The following is a 14,542-nucleotide window of genomic DNA, read 5'->3' on the forward strand; positions in this document are numbered from 1 at the left end:
CGTCAGGCGTGCCGGCAATCCCCCGCCCGCATCCGGAACCCCGCTTGTTTCCCGCCATTTCGCGGCCCGAAACACGGTTCTCGATGTGACTTGCGCGACGATGGACGGGCCCGACCTGACCTTCCCCCTCCGGGAGGCGTAGCCTTTATTCCCGCTGTCCATCACCTTGTGAAGCGGAAGAGGGCGGTTACCGCCGTGTCGCCACAGTCCCCCAGTAACTCGAACGTCTCCACCGACGACCAAGCCGGGAAGAACGCCGCCGCGGCGTTCGGACCGAACGAGTGGCTCGTCGACGAGATCTATCAGCAGTACCTCCAGGACCCGAATTCGGTAGACCGTGCCTGGTGGGACTTCTTCGCCGATTACAAGCCGGGGGCGCCCGCCGCCTCGGCTCCGGCGGGTACCGCGGCCGCGGGGGCCGCGGGCACCACCCCCACCGCTCCCCCGGCCCAGGCCGCCCCGGCTCCGGCCGCGCCCGCCCAGGCACCGGCCACGCCCGCCCAGGCACCGGCGCAGGCGCCCGCGGCCAAGGCCGCCCCGGCCGCGCAGGCACCTGCGAAGCCGGCCCCGGCGCCCGCCGCCAAGCCGAAGGCCGCCGCCGCGCCCGCCACCGAGGCCCCCGAGGGCCCCGAGTACGTGACGCTGCGCGGCCCGTCCGCGGCCGTGGTGAAGAACATGAACGCCTCCCTGGAGCTGCCGACCGCCACCTCGGTCCGCGCGGTCCCGGTGAAGCTGCTGTTCGACAACCGCATCGTCATCAACAACCACCTCAAGCGCGCCCGCGGCGGGAAGATCTCCTTCACGCACCTCATCGGGTTCGCCATGGTGCAGGCCATCAAGGCCATGCCGGCGATGAACCACTCGTTCGGCGAGAAGGACGGCAAGCCGACCCTGGTCAAGCCGCCGCACGTGAACCTCGGTCTGGCCATCGACCTGGTGAAGCCCAACGGCGACCGCCAGCTCGTCGTCGCGGCCATCAAGAAGGCCGAGACGCTGAACTTCTTCGAGTTCTGGCAGGCCTACGAGGACATCGTCCGCCGCGCCCGCGAGGGCAAGCTCACGATGGACGACTTCACCGGTGTCACGGTCTCCCTGACCAACCCCGGCGGCCTCGGCACCGTGCACTCCGTGCCGCGCCTGATGCCCGGCCAGTCCGTGATCATGGGCGTCGGCTCCATGGACTACCCGGCCGAGTTCCAGGGCACCAGCCAGGACACCCTGAACAAGCTCGGTGTCTCCAAGGTCATGACGCTCACGTCGACCTACGACCACCGGGTCATCCAGGGCGCCGCCTCCGGCGAGTTCCTGCGCCAGGTCGCGAACCTGCTCCTCGGCGAGAACGGCTTCTACGACGACATCTTCGAGGCGCTGCGCATCCCCTACGAGCCGGTCCGCTGGCTCAAGGACATCGACGCCAGCCACGACGACGACGTCACCAAGGCCGCCCGCGTCTTCGAGCTGATCCACTCCTACCGGGTCCGCGGCCACGTCATGGCCGACACCGACCCGCTGGAGTACCAGCAGCGCAAGCACCCCGACCTGGACATCACCGAGCACGGGCTCACCCTGTGGGACCTGGAGCGCGAGTTCGCCGTCGGCGGCTTCGCCGGCAAGTCGATGATGAAGCTGCGCGACATCCTGGGCGTGCTGCGCGACTCGTACTGCCGCACCACCGGCATCGAGTTCATGCACATCCAGGACCCCAAGCAGCGCAAGTGGATCCAGGACCGCGTCGAGCGCCCGCACTCCAAGCCGGAGCGCGAGGAGCAGCTGCGCATCCTGCGCCGCCTGAACGCCGCCGAGGCGTTCGAGACGTTCCTGCAGACCAAGTACGTCGGCCAGAAGCGGTTCTCGCTGGAGGGCGGCGAGTCCGTCATCCCGCTGCTGGACGCGGTCATCGACTCGGCCGCCGAGTCGCGCCTGGACGAGGTCGTCATCGGCATGGCCCACCGCGGCCGGCTGAACGTGCTCGCCAACATCGTCGGCAAGTCCTACGCGCAGATCTTCCGGGAGTTCGAGGGCAACCTCGACCCGAAGTCGATGCACGGCTCCGGCGACGTGAAGTACCACCTGGGCGCCGAGGGCACCTTCACCGGCCTGGACGGCGAGCAGATCGCGGTCTCCCTGGTCGCCAACCCCTCGCACCTGGAGGCGGTCGACCCGGTCCTGGAGGGCGTCGCCCGCGCCAAGCAGGACATCATCAACAAGGGCGGCACGGACTTCACCGTGCTGCCGGTGGCGATCCACGGCGACGCGGCCTTCGCGGGCCAGGGCGTGGTGGCCGAGACCCTGAACATGTCGCAGCTGCGCGGCTACCGCACCGGCGGCACGGTCCACATCGTCATCAACAACCAGGTCGGCTTCACCGCCGCCCCGGAGTCCTCGCGCTCGTCGATGTACGCCACCGACGTGGCCCGCATGATCGAGGCGCCGATCTTCCACGTGAACGGCGACGACCCGGAGGCCGTTGTGCGCGTGGCGCGGCTCGCCTTCGAGTTCCGCCAGGCGTTCAACAAGGACGTGGTGATCGACCTCATCTGCTACCGCCGCCGCGGTCACAACGAGTCGGACAACCCGGCCTTCACCCAGCCGCTGATGTACGACCTGATCGACAAGAAGCGCTCGGTGCGCAAGCTGTACACCGAGTCCCTGATCGGCCGCGGTGACATCACGCTGGAGGAGGCCGAGCAGGCGCTCCAGGACTACCAGGGCCAGCTCGAGAAGGTCTTCACCGAGGTCCGCGAGGTCACCTCGCAGCCGGCGCAGGGCGAGGTCCCGCCGCCCCGGGACGGCTTCCCGGCCGCGGTGCCGACCGCGATCTCCGCGGAGGTCGTCAAGCGGATCGCCGAGTCGCAGGTCAACGTCCCGGACAACATCACCGTCCACCCGCGGCTCCAGCCGCAGCTCCAGCGCCGCGCGGCGATGGTGGAGGACGGCACGATCGACTGGGGCATGGGCGAGACCCTGGCCGTCGGCTCGCTGCTGCTGGAGGGCACCCCGGTCCGCCTGGCGGGCCAGGACTCCCAGCGCGGCACCTTCGGCCAGCGGCACGCGGTGCTCATCGACCGGGAGACCGGCGAGGAGTACACCCCGCTGCAGTACCTGTCCGAGGACCAGGCGCGGCTGAACGTCTACAACTCCCTGCTCTCCGAGTACGCGGCGATGGGCTTCGAGTACGGCTACTCGCTGGCCCGTCCGGACGCGCTGGTGATGTGGGAGGCGCAGTTCGGTGACTTCGTCAACGGCGCGCAGACGGTCGTCGACGAGTTCATCTCCTCGGCCGAGCAGAAGTGGAACCAGACCTCCGGTGTGGTCCTGCTGCTGCCGCACGGTTACGAGGGCCAGGGCCCGGACCACTCCTCGGCCCGTCCGGAGCGGTTCCTGCAGCTCTGCGCGCAGAACAACATGACGGTCGCCATGCCGACCTCGCCGGCGAACTACTTCCACCTGCTGCGCTGGCAGGTCCACAACCCGGACCACAAGCCGCTGATCGTCTTCACCCCGAAGTCGATGCTGCGTCTGAAGGCGGCGGCCTCGAAGGCGGAGGAGTTCACCTCCGGCGAGTTCCGTCCGGTCATCGGCGACGACACGGTCGACCCGGCCGCCGTCCGCAAGGTCGTCTTCTGCTCCGGCAAGGTCTACTACGACCTGGAGGCCGGCCGGCAGAAGCGCGGTGCCACGGACACGGCGATCATCCGCATCGAGCGGCTGTACCCGCTGCCCGGCGCCGAGGTCCAGGCCGAGGTCAACAAGTACCCGAACGCCGAGAAGTACCTCTGGGTGCAGGAGGAGCCGGCGAACCAGGGTGCGTGGCCGTTCATCGCGCTCAACCTGATCGACCACCTGGACCTGGCCGTCGGTGCCGACGTCCCGGCGGGCGAGCGCCTGCGCCGTATCTCTCGCGCGCACGGCTCCTCCCCGGCGGTGGGCTCCGCCAAGCGCCACCAGGCGGAGCAGGAGCAGTTGGTCAGCGAGGTCTTCGAGGCGTGACCTCGGCCCGCTGAGCGGCGGCTCTGCCGGCCGACGCCGAGAAGGGCCCGGCCCCCGGATCTGATCCGGGGGCCGGGCCCTTTTCCGTGTCCTCAGCTCGCCTGCGGCTCGAAGTCCCAGTAAGGGCGGTTGCGGGAGCGGGCGGAGACGGTGTGGACGTGCTGGGGGCCCAGGGTGGCGGCGAGGTCGGACAGGGCCTCCTGTTCGACCTTCTCCGCCTGCTGGCGGTCGCGCAGGGCGCGCAGGTCGGCCGCGTAGGCCACGCGGGCGGTCAGGGTGAGGGGGTGGGTGCGGCCGAGGGTGTCGGCGGCCCGCAGGATGGTGGTCCGGCTGAGGTCGGCGGCGCCCTCGGGGTCCCCGACGAGGTTGCGCAGCGCGGCCGCGTTGACGGCGCAGCCCAGCGCGTACGGGTGGGTCTCCCCCAGCGCGGCGGTCATGCCGGCGAGGCTCCGCTCGATCAGCACGTGGGCGTGGTCGCGTTCGCCGACGCTGCGCAGCACCAGCGCGTGGTTGGCGCGGGCGCCGATGATGAAGGGATGCCCCTCGGGCAGGAGCAGCTCGTAGCGGGCGAGGACGGACTCGCTCGCCTCGCGGGCCTGGTCGATGTCGCCGTGTTCGCGGGCGAAGCAGCTCTGGCTGACGGCGGCGGCCAGGGTGTGGGTGTGGCTGTCCCCGAGCTTGCGCTCCAGGCCCTCCAGGACGCGGGTGAGCAGTTCTCCGGCCCCGGTCCGGTCCCCGCCGCGCAGCCGGCACAGGGCGAGGTTGTGCTCGGCGCGCAGGGTGTCCTGGTTGTCCGGGCCCATCACGATGCGGTACTCGCGGACGTTCCTGGTCTGGATGGACTCGGCCTCGGAGTACCGGCCCAGCAGGCGCAGGTCGACCGCGTAGGAGACCTCGGAGAACAGGGTCCAGGGGTGGCGGCCCTTCAGGAGCTGGCGGCGGGCCTCCAGGGTGCGGGTGTCGTAGCCGCGGGCCTGCTCGTAGCGGCCGAGGAGGCGCAGGGTGAAGCCGAGGTTGTTCTGGGCGTTGAGGGTGCGCGAGTCGTGCTCGCCGAACAGTTCGCGGTAGGTGGGGTAGAGCCACTCGTCGAGTTCGAGGGCGGCGTCGTACTGGCCGAGTTCGCGCAGGTCGGCGGCGAGTCCGCCGGCCATCCTGAGGTGGTCGAGGTCGTGTTCGCCGCGTTCGGCGAGGAGTTGCTCGCGGGCGGCCCGGTCGATGGCCTCGGTCTCCTGGAAGCGGCCGGCCGAGCGCAGCAGGTTGGCGTAGTGGTAGGTCACCTCCCAGACGCGGGGGTGGGACTCGCCCAGCAGCTCGCGCCAGATGGCGAGGGCGCGGCCGCCGAGGTTGACGCCGGCGGTGTACTCCCCCGCGAAGAGCATGTAGCGCAGGCAGTTGAGCACCAGCCCCTGCACCCGGCGGTCCTTGCTGCGCAGCACGTCGGCGTACTTGAGGTGCGGGACGATCTCGGCGTACGCGTCCCAGTTGCGGGTGTCGGTGGGGCGGCCCGGGTCGGCCTCGGCGAGGGCGCGGCGGACCACCTCGATGAACTCCTCCCGGTCGCCCTCCGGCATGTCCTTGTGCACGATCTGGTGGACCATCCGGTGCAGGTACACCGACTCTCCGGAGGCGGCGGCCTCGTCCAGCATCGCCTCGTGCGACTCCAGCCGGACCACGGAGTACTGGCGGAGCTGGTTGACGGCCTTGTTCCACAGCAGCGGGTCGTCCAGCAGCCCGGCGAGCTGTTCGGGCAGGTCGTCGTGGTTCATCTCCTTCAGCAGCCGGACCGGGATGAAGCCGGGGGCGAAGAAGGTGCACAGCCGGAGCAGGTCGACGGACTCGGGGACGGTCTCGCGGAGCTTGTTCAGCAGTATCGACCAGGCGGTCTGGAAGGCGAGCGGGAAGTCCGCGGACACCTTGACCACGTCCTGGTCGATCCCCCCGTCCAGCAGGGCGATGTACTCCTCCACCGAGAGGTCTGAGTCGTTGAGCCAGCCCGCGGTCTGGTCCAGGAGCAGCGGCAGGTCCTCCAGCGCCCGGGCGAGCTGGTCGGCGTCGGACTCGGTGAGCCGGGGCGCGCGGCGCCGGATGAAGGCGACCGACTCGTCGCGGCCGTAGACGGGGACTTCCAGGAGTTTGCTGTTGTGCTCGCCCCACTCGGGGTTGCGGGAGGTGATGAGGACGTGGCCGGGGCCGGTGGGGACGAGGTCCCAGATCTGGTCGGGTTCGTCGGCGCCGTCCAGCACGAGCAGCCAGCGGGAGTAGGGGGTGCCCCGGCGCAGCGCGTCCCGGACGGCGCGCAGCCGCTCGCCGTACTCGGCGCCGGTGGACAGCCCGAGTTTGGGGGCGAGTTCGGCGAGGAGGCGGCGGTAGCTGACGCGTTTCTCGGCGTTGACCCACCACACCACGTCGTACTCGGAGCCGAAGCGGTAGACGTACTCGGCGGCGAGCTGGGTCTTTCCGACGCCGGACATGCCGTGCAGGGTGAGGACGCCCGCGCCGGGGTCGCTGCCCTGGAGCAGGTGGTAGGCGTCGTTGAGCAGCGGTTCGCGGCCGGTGAAGCGGGTGTTGCGGCGCGGTACCCCGCCCCACACGTCGGGCATGGCGGCCGGGAAGCGGGGCGCGGGGCGGGCAGCGTCGTCGCCCTGGCGGGGTCCGTGGGGCAGGTCGAGGCGGTCCAGCAGGCGGCGTTCCGCCTCGTCGGCGCCCATGTTCGTGAGGTCGACGGGGGCGAGCGCTGCCACGGCGGAGGGCAGCGGGGCGTTGGTGACGGAGACGGCGGCGAACCGGCCGGGATCGGCGCCGACCACCTCGCGCAGGGCCGCGTTCCACTCGTCGTGGGTGCGCGGGCCGAGCTGGAAGTACCACTCGCTGACCACGATCAGGGTGCGGCCCTCGGCCAGGGTGAGGTCGCCCAGCAGATCGGTGAGGGGCTGGTCCGGGGGCGCGTCCCAGCGCAGGTAGACCACTCTGACGCCCCGCCGCTCCAGCCGGTCGCCGATCCAGGCGGCCCAGGCCCGGTTGAACCCGGCGAAGCTGATGGTGACGGTCCGCCTCGCGGCCCCGTTCCCGCTCGGTGCCGGCGTACGGGATTCAGACATGCGGCGGCCTCCAGCACGTAGACAGGAAATCGTAGAGCCTCGGCGCGGCCCTGGGGGAGTGCGGCGACCGCCGGAGACGAACGCCTCGGTGCGCCGATCTTCGCGCAGCGGGGGGTGCGAAGTCGGCATTTCACCGGTTCGGGATCGGCGGCGTGGGGGGCTGTCGCTGCGCCCAGAGGGTACGCACCGCCTTGACGTACGCCTGCGCGCGCGCCGTGTGCCCCGGTGGTGCGGGGCGGGCGGAGAGCCGTTCGTGGGCGGCGGCCATGGCGTCGACGAAGCGGCGGCCTGCCGGGGTGAGGTCGGGCGAGGCGACGAGCGCGGGCAGCGCGGCGGCGACCTGCGCGTGGTAGCGGGCGTGTTCGGCCCAGGCGGCGTCCCGGCGGGCGGGCTCGGCCAGCGCTGTGCGCTGGAAGTGGTCGGCCAGCGCGAGATGGGCGTAGGTGCCGTGCAGCAGCCCGTCGTAGGGGCGGGGGTCGGGGCGCCAGGGGGCGAAGTAGCGGGCCTCGGGGCCGGCGCGGTGCAGTTCCACCAGTTCGCCGAGGGCGGCGAGTTTGGTGTGCTGCATCTCGTGGACGAGGGTCGCGGCCAGCGCGGTCGGGCCGGCGGGTGTGGTGCTGAGCAGCGCGCCGAACGCCTCGCGCCGGGTGCCGCTGGAGCTGCCCCGGCCGTCCGAGCCGGGCGGGGGCGCGAGCGGGACGAGGCAGCGCAGCAGGGCGAGGGTCTCGGTGAGCCGCTGTTCGCCGCCGGTGCGCAGCGCCTGCGCCGCGCCGGACCACGCCTGCAGCCAGCGCTTGCGCTCGGCGTGGTCGGGTCCGCCCGCCCCGCCGAACGCGAACCGGCCGGGCTCGCGGGGCGGGGTGCGGTACGGGTCGAGGTCGTCCAGCGGCACCGGGGCGGTGCCGGGCAGCAGGCCCGGCAGGGCGTGGGCGGGGGTCCAGGCGGGGGCGCCGGACCAGGCGCCGACGCCCTGCTCCAGCCGGACGTGCACGTCGGACGCGCCGCGTCTGCGCAGGGTCAGGCGGCCGTTCCTGTGCCGTACCTCGATGGCGGCGGAGCCGGTCCGGCCGGTGCGCAGGACGCCGAGCGAGGGCAGGCAGAGCAGGCCGTCGCGGGCGGTGAGTCCGGTGGTGAACGGCAGATCCGCGCGGGCGGCGGCGGCTGCCGCGAGGGCGCTGAAGTAGGACAGTTCCAGCGGGAGTTCACCGGTGCCGCCGGGTGCGGTGAGCGCGGTCAGGCAGCGGCGGGCCCAGGGGCCGGTGAGGGGGTAGGTGAGCCGGGTCCGGGCGGGCGAGCGGGGTCCGTCCGCGGCGCGGTCGGCCTCGGCCAGCAGGGCCCAGTCCTCGCGCAGCCGGCGCTTGGCGGCGGGCGGGCAGTCGGCGGGGGCGGCTCCCTCGGCGGCGTCGAGGACGGCGCGCAGCAGCAGCATGCGCCGCGTGTCCTGGTCGCGGACGAGGAGGGCGAGGGTGTCGGGGCCGCCCCCGGTGTGGCCGAGTTCGGCGAGGGCGCGGTCCAGCGGTGCCGTCACGGGGCGCCTCCTTCCTCGGCGAGCCGTGCGGCCACGTGCCGGATGAGGCGCTGGAGGTCGGCGCAGTACACCGACGGGTTGCGGAAGCCGTGGCCGGCGCGGTACCGGTGCGCGTAGTGCCCGCCCCCGCACACCGCGACCAGCGGGCAGGACCGGCAGCGCCCGGCCAGCCCCGCGAGCCCGGCCTGCCGGGCGGCGACGCCGGGGTGGGCGAGGGCCTGGTCGAAGTCGTGCCGGAACACGTCGAGGCCGGTCTCGGCGGCGCCGTCGTAGGCCGACTTCAGCGAGTCCACCTGCTCGATGGAGCCGTCGGTCTCGACGACCACGGCGTCGAAGGGGGCGAGCCCCAGGGACTCGGTGGCGGCGGGCAGGCCGAGCAGCAGGGCGAGGCACTCCTCGAAGAGCCGTACCCGCGTTTCGCGGCGCCCGGCCGAGAACCACCGGTCGAAGACGCGGCACAGCCAGTCGCCGTACCGCTCCCCGCCCCAGTGCGGAGGCGGGGCCGACCAGTTGCCGTGGGGCAGCAGCAGGTCGAGCGCGGGCGGGCGGAGGGTGAGCAGGGACTCGTAGGTCCCCACGGGATCGGTGGTGGGGTCGACGACGGTGAGGACGCCCGCGTACGCCTCGGGGAAGTGGTCGGCCACCAGGCGGGCGCCGCGTGCGGCGGCGGGCCAGGAGGGGCGTCCGGAGTGGTCGACGCGGCGGTGGTTGAGGGCGGCGGTCCCGCCGTCGAGGCTGATGCCGACGCGGATGCCGTGCCGGGCGAGGAGGGCCATCCGGTCGTGGCTGAGCAGGGTGGCGTTGGTCTGCACGGTGGCGTGCACGGCGCAGCCCTCGGGTACGCGGGCGCGGACGGTGCCGGTGAACCCGGCGAGGGTGCCGGCGCCGGCCAGCAGGGGTTCGCCGCCGTGCAGGACGAGGGAGAGTGCGGTGAGGGCGTGGTCGCGGGCGTGCCGGGCGATGCGGTCGGCGGTGCGGTCGAGCACCTCGGCGGAGGCGGCGGCGGGCCGGGTGCGCCAGGTGCGGTCGGGGCCCTCGTAGAGGTAGCAGTAGCGGCAGGCGAGGTTGCAGCGTCCGTGCGCCTTGACGATGAACTGGCGGAAGGGGCGCGGTCGCGCCCGCGTCGGGGCGGCGGTCGTCCCGGACATCCCGTACCCCCGTACCGCGATGCGGGCGCGGCTCGTTCGCCCGTGTGTTCGGGGGCGTTCCCGGTCGTGGCCCGGAGCCAAACGCACGACGGCGGAACTTGCCGGTTTCCGCCGTCGGATGACCAGGAGCAGCCGGATCAGAGGCAGTTGTTGAATCCCCAGAGCATCTCGGCGGGCCTCGCTGCCCGTTCGGTGAGCGTGTCCAGGACCTCCCGGAGCACGGGGTGGTCCAGGGTGCGCAGTTCCTCCAGGTCGAGTGTGAGCAGGTCCGGCAGTGGCTCGCCGTGCTCCGGTACGGGCGTCCCGTTCCCCGCGTTCGTCATCGCTGTCTCCCCTGGTGTTCCTCGGTGGATGCCGGTTAGCCGAGTCCGGCGAGCCGGGCGGCGGTGTCCTCGGCGGTCGGGGCGCCGGTGCCGAGGCTGTCCTCGGGCAGCCGCGCCCACTCGGCGCGGGCCGCGCGGTACGCGTCGCGGGCCGCGCGCGGCCGGGCGGCCGCCTCATAGGACATACCCCGCCAGTGGTGCGCCTGCGCGCCCAGTTCGACGGCGATCCGGCGGTCGCGGTCGAACTCGGCAGCCGCCTCGGCCTCCCGCGCAGACTCGGCCGCCGCCCGGAAGGCGTCCACCGCGTCGTCCAGCCGGGTCGGCCGGCCCAGGCTCCGGTACGCCTCGTACTGCGTCCGTCCCAGCTCCAACGAGCAGCGGGCGGCCAGCAGCGGGTCGTCCGCCTCGGCCGCGGCCAGCCCGAAGAGGTGCTCCGCCTCTCGCAGGTCCACCCGGTCGCCGCGCAGCCGGTAGCGCCGGATCAGGGCGCGGCCCAGCATCAGCAGGCGGTACGCGGTGTGCGGGCTGCCGGTGTGGGTCTCGCGCCGGCAGTCCCGCAGGACGCGGATGGCCTGGACGAGGGTCTCCCAGGACCGCTCCCCGCTCTCGGCGTCGGCCCGGCGCAGCAGTGCCTCGCCCCACTCGGAGAGGACGTCGGGGTAGTCGGTGGCCTCCCTGGAGGTGTCGGCGGCGGCGCGGGCGAACGCGTCCGCCGCGTCGCGGAGTTCGCGCGGGTCGCCCGTCTCGGCGAACCGGGCCACCCCGATCCTGCCTGACCGGACGTGGAGGCGGGCCCGCGTGGCGCGTCCGGTGGTCGTGGCGAGCGCCGCGTCCACGCGTTCCTGCGCCTCGACGAGGTCACCGCCCGAGCGCAGGAGGGCGTCGACCAGGTCCAGCCCGATGAGGACGAGTTCACGCCCCGCGTCCTCACCGGCCGCGAGCGCGTCACGGAGCGAGCCTGCCGCCTGTGCGGCGTGCCCCCTCGCCTGTACGGGGTCGCTGGTGGCGTCGGCCAGGCGCAGCAGGAGTCTGCCGTGGGCCAGGGGCAGTTCGGGCGGGCGCTGTCCGCGGTCGGGCCAGATGTCGGCGAACGCCTCCAGCATGCCGACGGCGCCCTGGAGCAGCGCGCTGTCCCCGCCGAGCCGCCACTGCGACTCCAGCGCCCCCACCCGCTCCAGCGTCAGCCGGAGCGCCTGCGCCGGCTCCAGCTCGGGGGCGGCGCAGGCGACGGCGTACTCCCGGTCGGCGCGGCGCAGCAGGTCCAGCGCGGCCGGCCGGTCGCCGCGCCGTCTGCGGTCGGTGGCGGCCGCGCGCAGCACCCGGGCCAGCGCGGCCCGCTCCCGCTGGGCGTGCGGATGCGCCACCGCCCGCTCGGCGGCGGCCGCCGCCTCGGCCAGCAGCGCGGAACCGCCCTGCACCTCCCACAGCCGCAGCGCGGCGAGCGCGTACTCGGCCCACAGTTCCGGGTCGGTCCCGGCGGGCCGCTCGTTCTCGGTGGCGCCGCGCAGCAGCTGGACGGCGTCGATCACGTCCTGCACCATGCCGTCGGCGTCGAACCGGGCGAGCAGCGTGCGGGCCCGGACCACCGCCGGATGCGTGGGCCGGGGTCCGGCGGCGGTGCCGGGCCGGGTGCCGTAGAGCCGGAACTGCTCCGGCAGCGGCATGAAGCGCTCCAGCACCCGCGCGGCGACCTCGGCGAAGGGCTGGGGGACGAGGGTGGCGTCGCCGTTGTCGGCGGGGTCGGCGCCGAACAGGCGGGCCATCGCTGGTCCCTCCTCATCCTGCGCCGGGTGGGCGGTGCCGCCGAGCTGCGCGAGGGCGAGGGCCGGGAAGTTGGCGCCGCCCTTGCCGAAGCGCTGCTCGATGTACTCTGAGCAGTGCTTGAGGACGAGCAGTGCCTCGTCCCGGCCGAGCGTGGACAGCAGCGCCTCGCGCACCTCCGGCTCCATCTCGTACCACTGCCCGGCCTCCGGCCCGTGGTCCTCCCCCGCCCGCCGGACGAGACCGCCGAGCAGCACCTCGGCGAGTTCGGCGGGGCCCGAGCCGGGCAGCATGGTGCGCTGCACCAGCCGCATCACCGGCAGGCAGAGCGGGGCGGCGGCGAGGTACACGGCGAGGCGGCCGGCGGCCGGCGACGCGGCGGAGCGGAACCTGCTGACCCGCTCCATCGACGTCGGCCTGCGTCCGCCGCGCGCCTGCGGCACGGGCCGCTGGTCGGCCCGGACCCAGCCCACAGCGCCGGACACCTGCCCGGCACCGGCCCCGGCGAGCAGCCGCGCCCAGGCCCCGAGTGCCACGGGTTCGGGCGGCAGTACCGGCACGGGCAGCACTCCGGGCGGCGGCACGACGGGCGCGCCGTCGGGGGTGCGGACGCGCAGCGCGGTGCCGCCGGGGGTGTCGCCACAGGTCAGTTCGCCGTAGGTGACCGGCAGCCGGGTTCGGCTCCACAGGCGCTGCGGGAGCGGCTGGAGCACGGCCACGGGGGCGAGCCGGGCCAGCCGGTGCAGCAGCCGGTGCGCACCCCCGGACCGCCACAGCGGGCCCGCGCAGTCACTGACCAGCAGGGTGATCCGGCGCCCGGTGGGATCGCTGAGCCGGTCGACGGTGTGCTGCGGCGCCCCGCGCGGATCGGCACTGGCACTGACGGTCGCCTCGCCGTCGGGCCCGGTGTGCAGGTGCGCGATCCGGATGTCCCCGAAGGCACCCAACTGCGCGAATACCTCTTCGAGTTCGGCGAAGAGCCGGTCCCACACCCGCATCGAGGGCGCTGCGTCCAGCACCAGTTGCAGCCGGGCGTCCCCCCGCCGCACCCGGCGGTGCACCGGAAGGATCAGTCCGCCCGCCCGGGCGCTGAGTTCGGCGGTCGCGGTCTCGTCCAGCTCGCGGCGGAGCGGGGGCGCGGCGCTGCGGTACGCCTGCAGGGGCCGCAGGGCGCGCTGGAGTTCCAGGGTGGAGGGCAGGGCGGGGGCGGCCGGTACGCCCACCGGGAGCGCGGTCAGCCGGGCGCCGGGCCCGACCCGGGGCTGACCGCCGCGGGGAGCCGGATAGAGCGGGACACCGCGGTCGGGGCCGGCGGTCAGCACCTCTGGCTCCCCTGTCGTGGGCGGGAGCTGGGGCTCGGGCGGGGCCACGGGCGGGGGCGCGGGGACCTCACGGGCCCGCTCGTCCACGCCGGCCGGCTCGCGTTCACCCGTCCACCGGGCCAGCCACAGGGCGTCGCTCAGACCTTCGACGTCCGGTTCCAGCCCGGCGCCCCGCAGCTGGAGAACGAGGGCGGCGAGCGGGTCGGGGGTGTCGGGACCGTGTCGTGCCGGTGCGTCGGGCATCGGCTCCTCACCTCGGGCGGTCGAGTCGCTGGATGAGCAGGTCGGCCAGGCGCTCCCGGCTCGGCGGGGCGGCCGCGTCGGTGAGGTAGAGGGCGTTCAGCAGCTGGTCGGTGGCGAGGAGTTCGCTGCGCGAGCGTTCCAGGAAGCGGGCGATGAGATCGTCACCGGCCCGCGCGGCCTCGTCCCCGAGGTGTGCGCGGACGAAGGTGGCGAGCCGGTTGTGGTCGGGGCGGCCCAGTTCCAGGTGGATGCAGCGGCGCATCAGCGGGGCGGGGAAGTCCCGTTCGCCGTTGCTGGTGAGCACCACGAACGGGAAGGAGGTGCAGCGCACCCGGCCGTCGCGCACCCGCACCTTGGTGCCGTCGGCGGTCAGCACCTCGGCCTCGCCGTCGGGCAGCCGGTCGGCCAGGCGGCGCAGCTCGGGTATCTCGAACTCGCCCTCCTCCAGCACGTTCAGCAGGTCGTTGGGCAGGTCGATGTCGCTCTTGTCGAGTTCGTCGATCAGCAGCACGCGCGGCGTGTCCGAGGGCAGCAGGGCGGTGCCGAACGGGCCGAGCCTGATGTAGCCGCCGATCGCCTCGACGGAACCGGGGCTCCCGGCCGCGCCGCCGTACCCGCCCTGCGCGGCGATCTGCACGTCCTGGAGGCGGGCGATGGCGTCGTAGTGGTAGAGCCCGTCCTGCAGGGTGGAGCGGCTCACGATGGACCAGCGCAGCACCTCGCCGAGCCCCAGTTCGTACGCCACCGAGTGTGCGAGCGTGCTCTTGCCCGCGCCGGGGCTGCCGGTGACCAGGAGCGGGCGGCGCAGATACAGCGCCGCGTTGATCATCTCCAGCTCCTCGGCGCCGGGCCGGTGCAGCTCGGCCAGGTGCCGGTGCGCGCCGAGCCTGCGGTCGCGCGAGCCGTCGCCGTCCTCACCCGGCTCCGGGGCGGTGCCGGCGCCGCGTGCGGAGAAGTCGCGCCAGGGCGGGGGCGGGGGCAGCCTGCTCATCCCGTCGTGGGGTTCCCCGGCGCCTCGGTAGATGAGCCACTCGCTGGATTCGGTCATGTCCGGGCCTTCTCGCTCGTCGCCGGGGCGTCCTTCACGGTATCGACCCGCCGGACGCCCGGTAAGGGGATCAGGGAGGAA

Annotated in this window: 7 protein-coding genes; 1 reads left to right on the forward strand and 6 read right to left on the reverse strand. The window is 73.7% G+C overall.

The genetic code is table 11. From position 1 onward, the window contains the following. Positions 1–195 precede the first annotated feature (195 nt). Positions 196–3,990, forward strand: a complete 3,795-nt coding sequence (locus ACWCV3_RS13430) for a multifunctional oxoglutarate decarboxylase/oxoglutarate dehydrogenase thiamine pyrophosphate-binding subunit/dihydrolipoyllysine-residue succinyltransferase subunit (protein ID WP_451222603.1) — start codon at positions 196–198, stop codon at positions 3,988–3,990. A 92-nt stretch (positions 3,991–4,082) separates the two neighbouring features. On the opposite strand, the gene fxsT is transcribed toward ACWCV3_RS13430, so the two are convergent. The 6 genes from fxsT to ACWCV3_RS13460 form a co-directional block, all read right to left on the reverse strand. Then, positions 4,083–7,088 (reverse strand): FxSxx-COOH system tetratricopeptide repeat protein, encoded by a 3,006-nt coding sequence (gene fxsT / locus ACWCV3_RS13435; RefSeq protein ID WP_451222605.1) that lies wholly within the window; start codon positions 7,086–7,088, stop codon positions 4,083–4,085. 130 nt (positions 7,089–7,218) lie between these two features. Further along, a complete protein-coding gene (locus tag ACWCV3_RS13440) occupies positions 7,219–8,616 on the reverse strand; it encodes an aKG-HExxH-type peptide beta-hydroxylase (RefSeq protein WP_451222607.1) in 1,398 nt (465 codons plus the stop codon). After that, a complete protein-coding gene (locus tag ACWCV3_RS13445; RefSeq protein WP_451222609.1) occupies positions 8,613–9,764 on the reverse strand; it encodes an FxsB family cyclophane-forming radical SAM/SPASM peptide maturase in 1,152 nt (383 codons plus the stop codon). Before ACWCV3_RS13445 ends, ACWCV3_RS13440 begins: the two co-directional genes overlap by 4 nt. A 137-nt stretch (positions 9,765–9,901) precedes the next feature. Further along, the gene (fxsA, locus tag ACWCV3_RS13450) at positions 9,902–10,087 is read right to left on the reverse strand and encodes an FxSxx-COOH cyclophane-containing RiPP peptide (protein WP_451222611.1); all 186 of its coding nucleotides are present in this window, start codon (positions 10,085–10,087) and stop codon (positions 9,902–9,904) included. A gap of 35 nt (positions 10,088–10,122) precedes the next feature. Continuing rightward, on the reverse strand, positions 10,123–13,413 hold the full coding sequence (locus ACWCV3_RS13455; protein WP_451222613.1) for an SAV_2336 N-terminal domain-related protein: 3,291 nt from the start codon (positions 13,411–13,413) through the stop codon (positions 10,123–10,125). Positions 13,414–13,420: 7 nt separating this feature from the next. Continuing rightward, the gene (locus ACWCV3_RS13460; RefSeq protein ID WP_451222615.1) at positions 13,421–14,461 is read right to left on the reverse strand and encodes an AAA family ATPase; all 1,041 of its coding nucleotides are present in this window, start codon (positions 14,459–14,461) and stop codon (positions 13,421–13,423) included. Positions 14,462–14,542 lie beyond the last annotated feature (81 nt).

This window comes from Streptomyces sp. NPDC001781 (assembly GCF_053596035.1).

Coding starts and splice junctions, on each gene's coding strand:
- ACWCV3_RS13455 (WP_451222613.1), bottom strand. CDS start 13,413: ATGCCCGACGCACCGGCACGACACGGTCCCGACACCCCCGACCCGCTC.
- ACWCV3_RS13445 (WP_451222609.1), bottom strand. CDS start 9,764: ATGTCCGGGACGACCGCCGCCCCGACGCGGGCGCGACCGCGCCCCTTC.
- fxsT (WP_451222605.1), bottom strand. CDS start 7,088: ATGTCTGAATCCCGTACGCCGGCACCGAGCGGGAACGGGGCCGCGAGG.
- fxsA (WP_451222611.1), bottom strand. CDS start 10,087: ATGACGAACGCGGGGAACGGGACGCCCGTACCGGAGCACGGCGAGCCA.
- ACWCV3_RS13460 (WP_451222615.1), bottom strand. CDS start 14,461: ATGACCGAATCCAGCGAGTGGCTCATCTACCGAGGCGCCGGGGAACCC.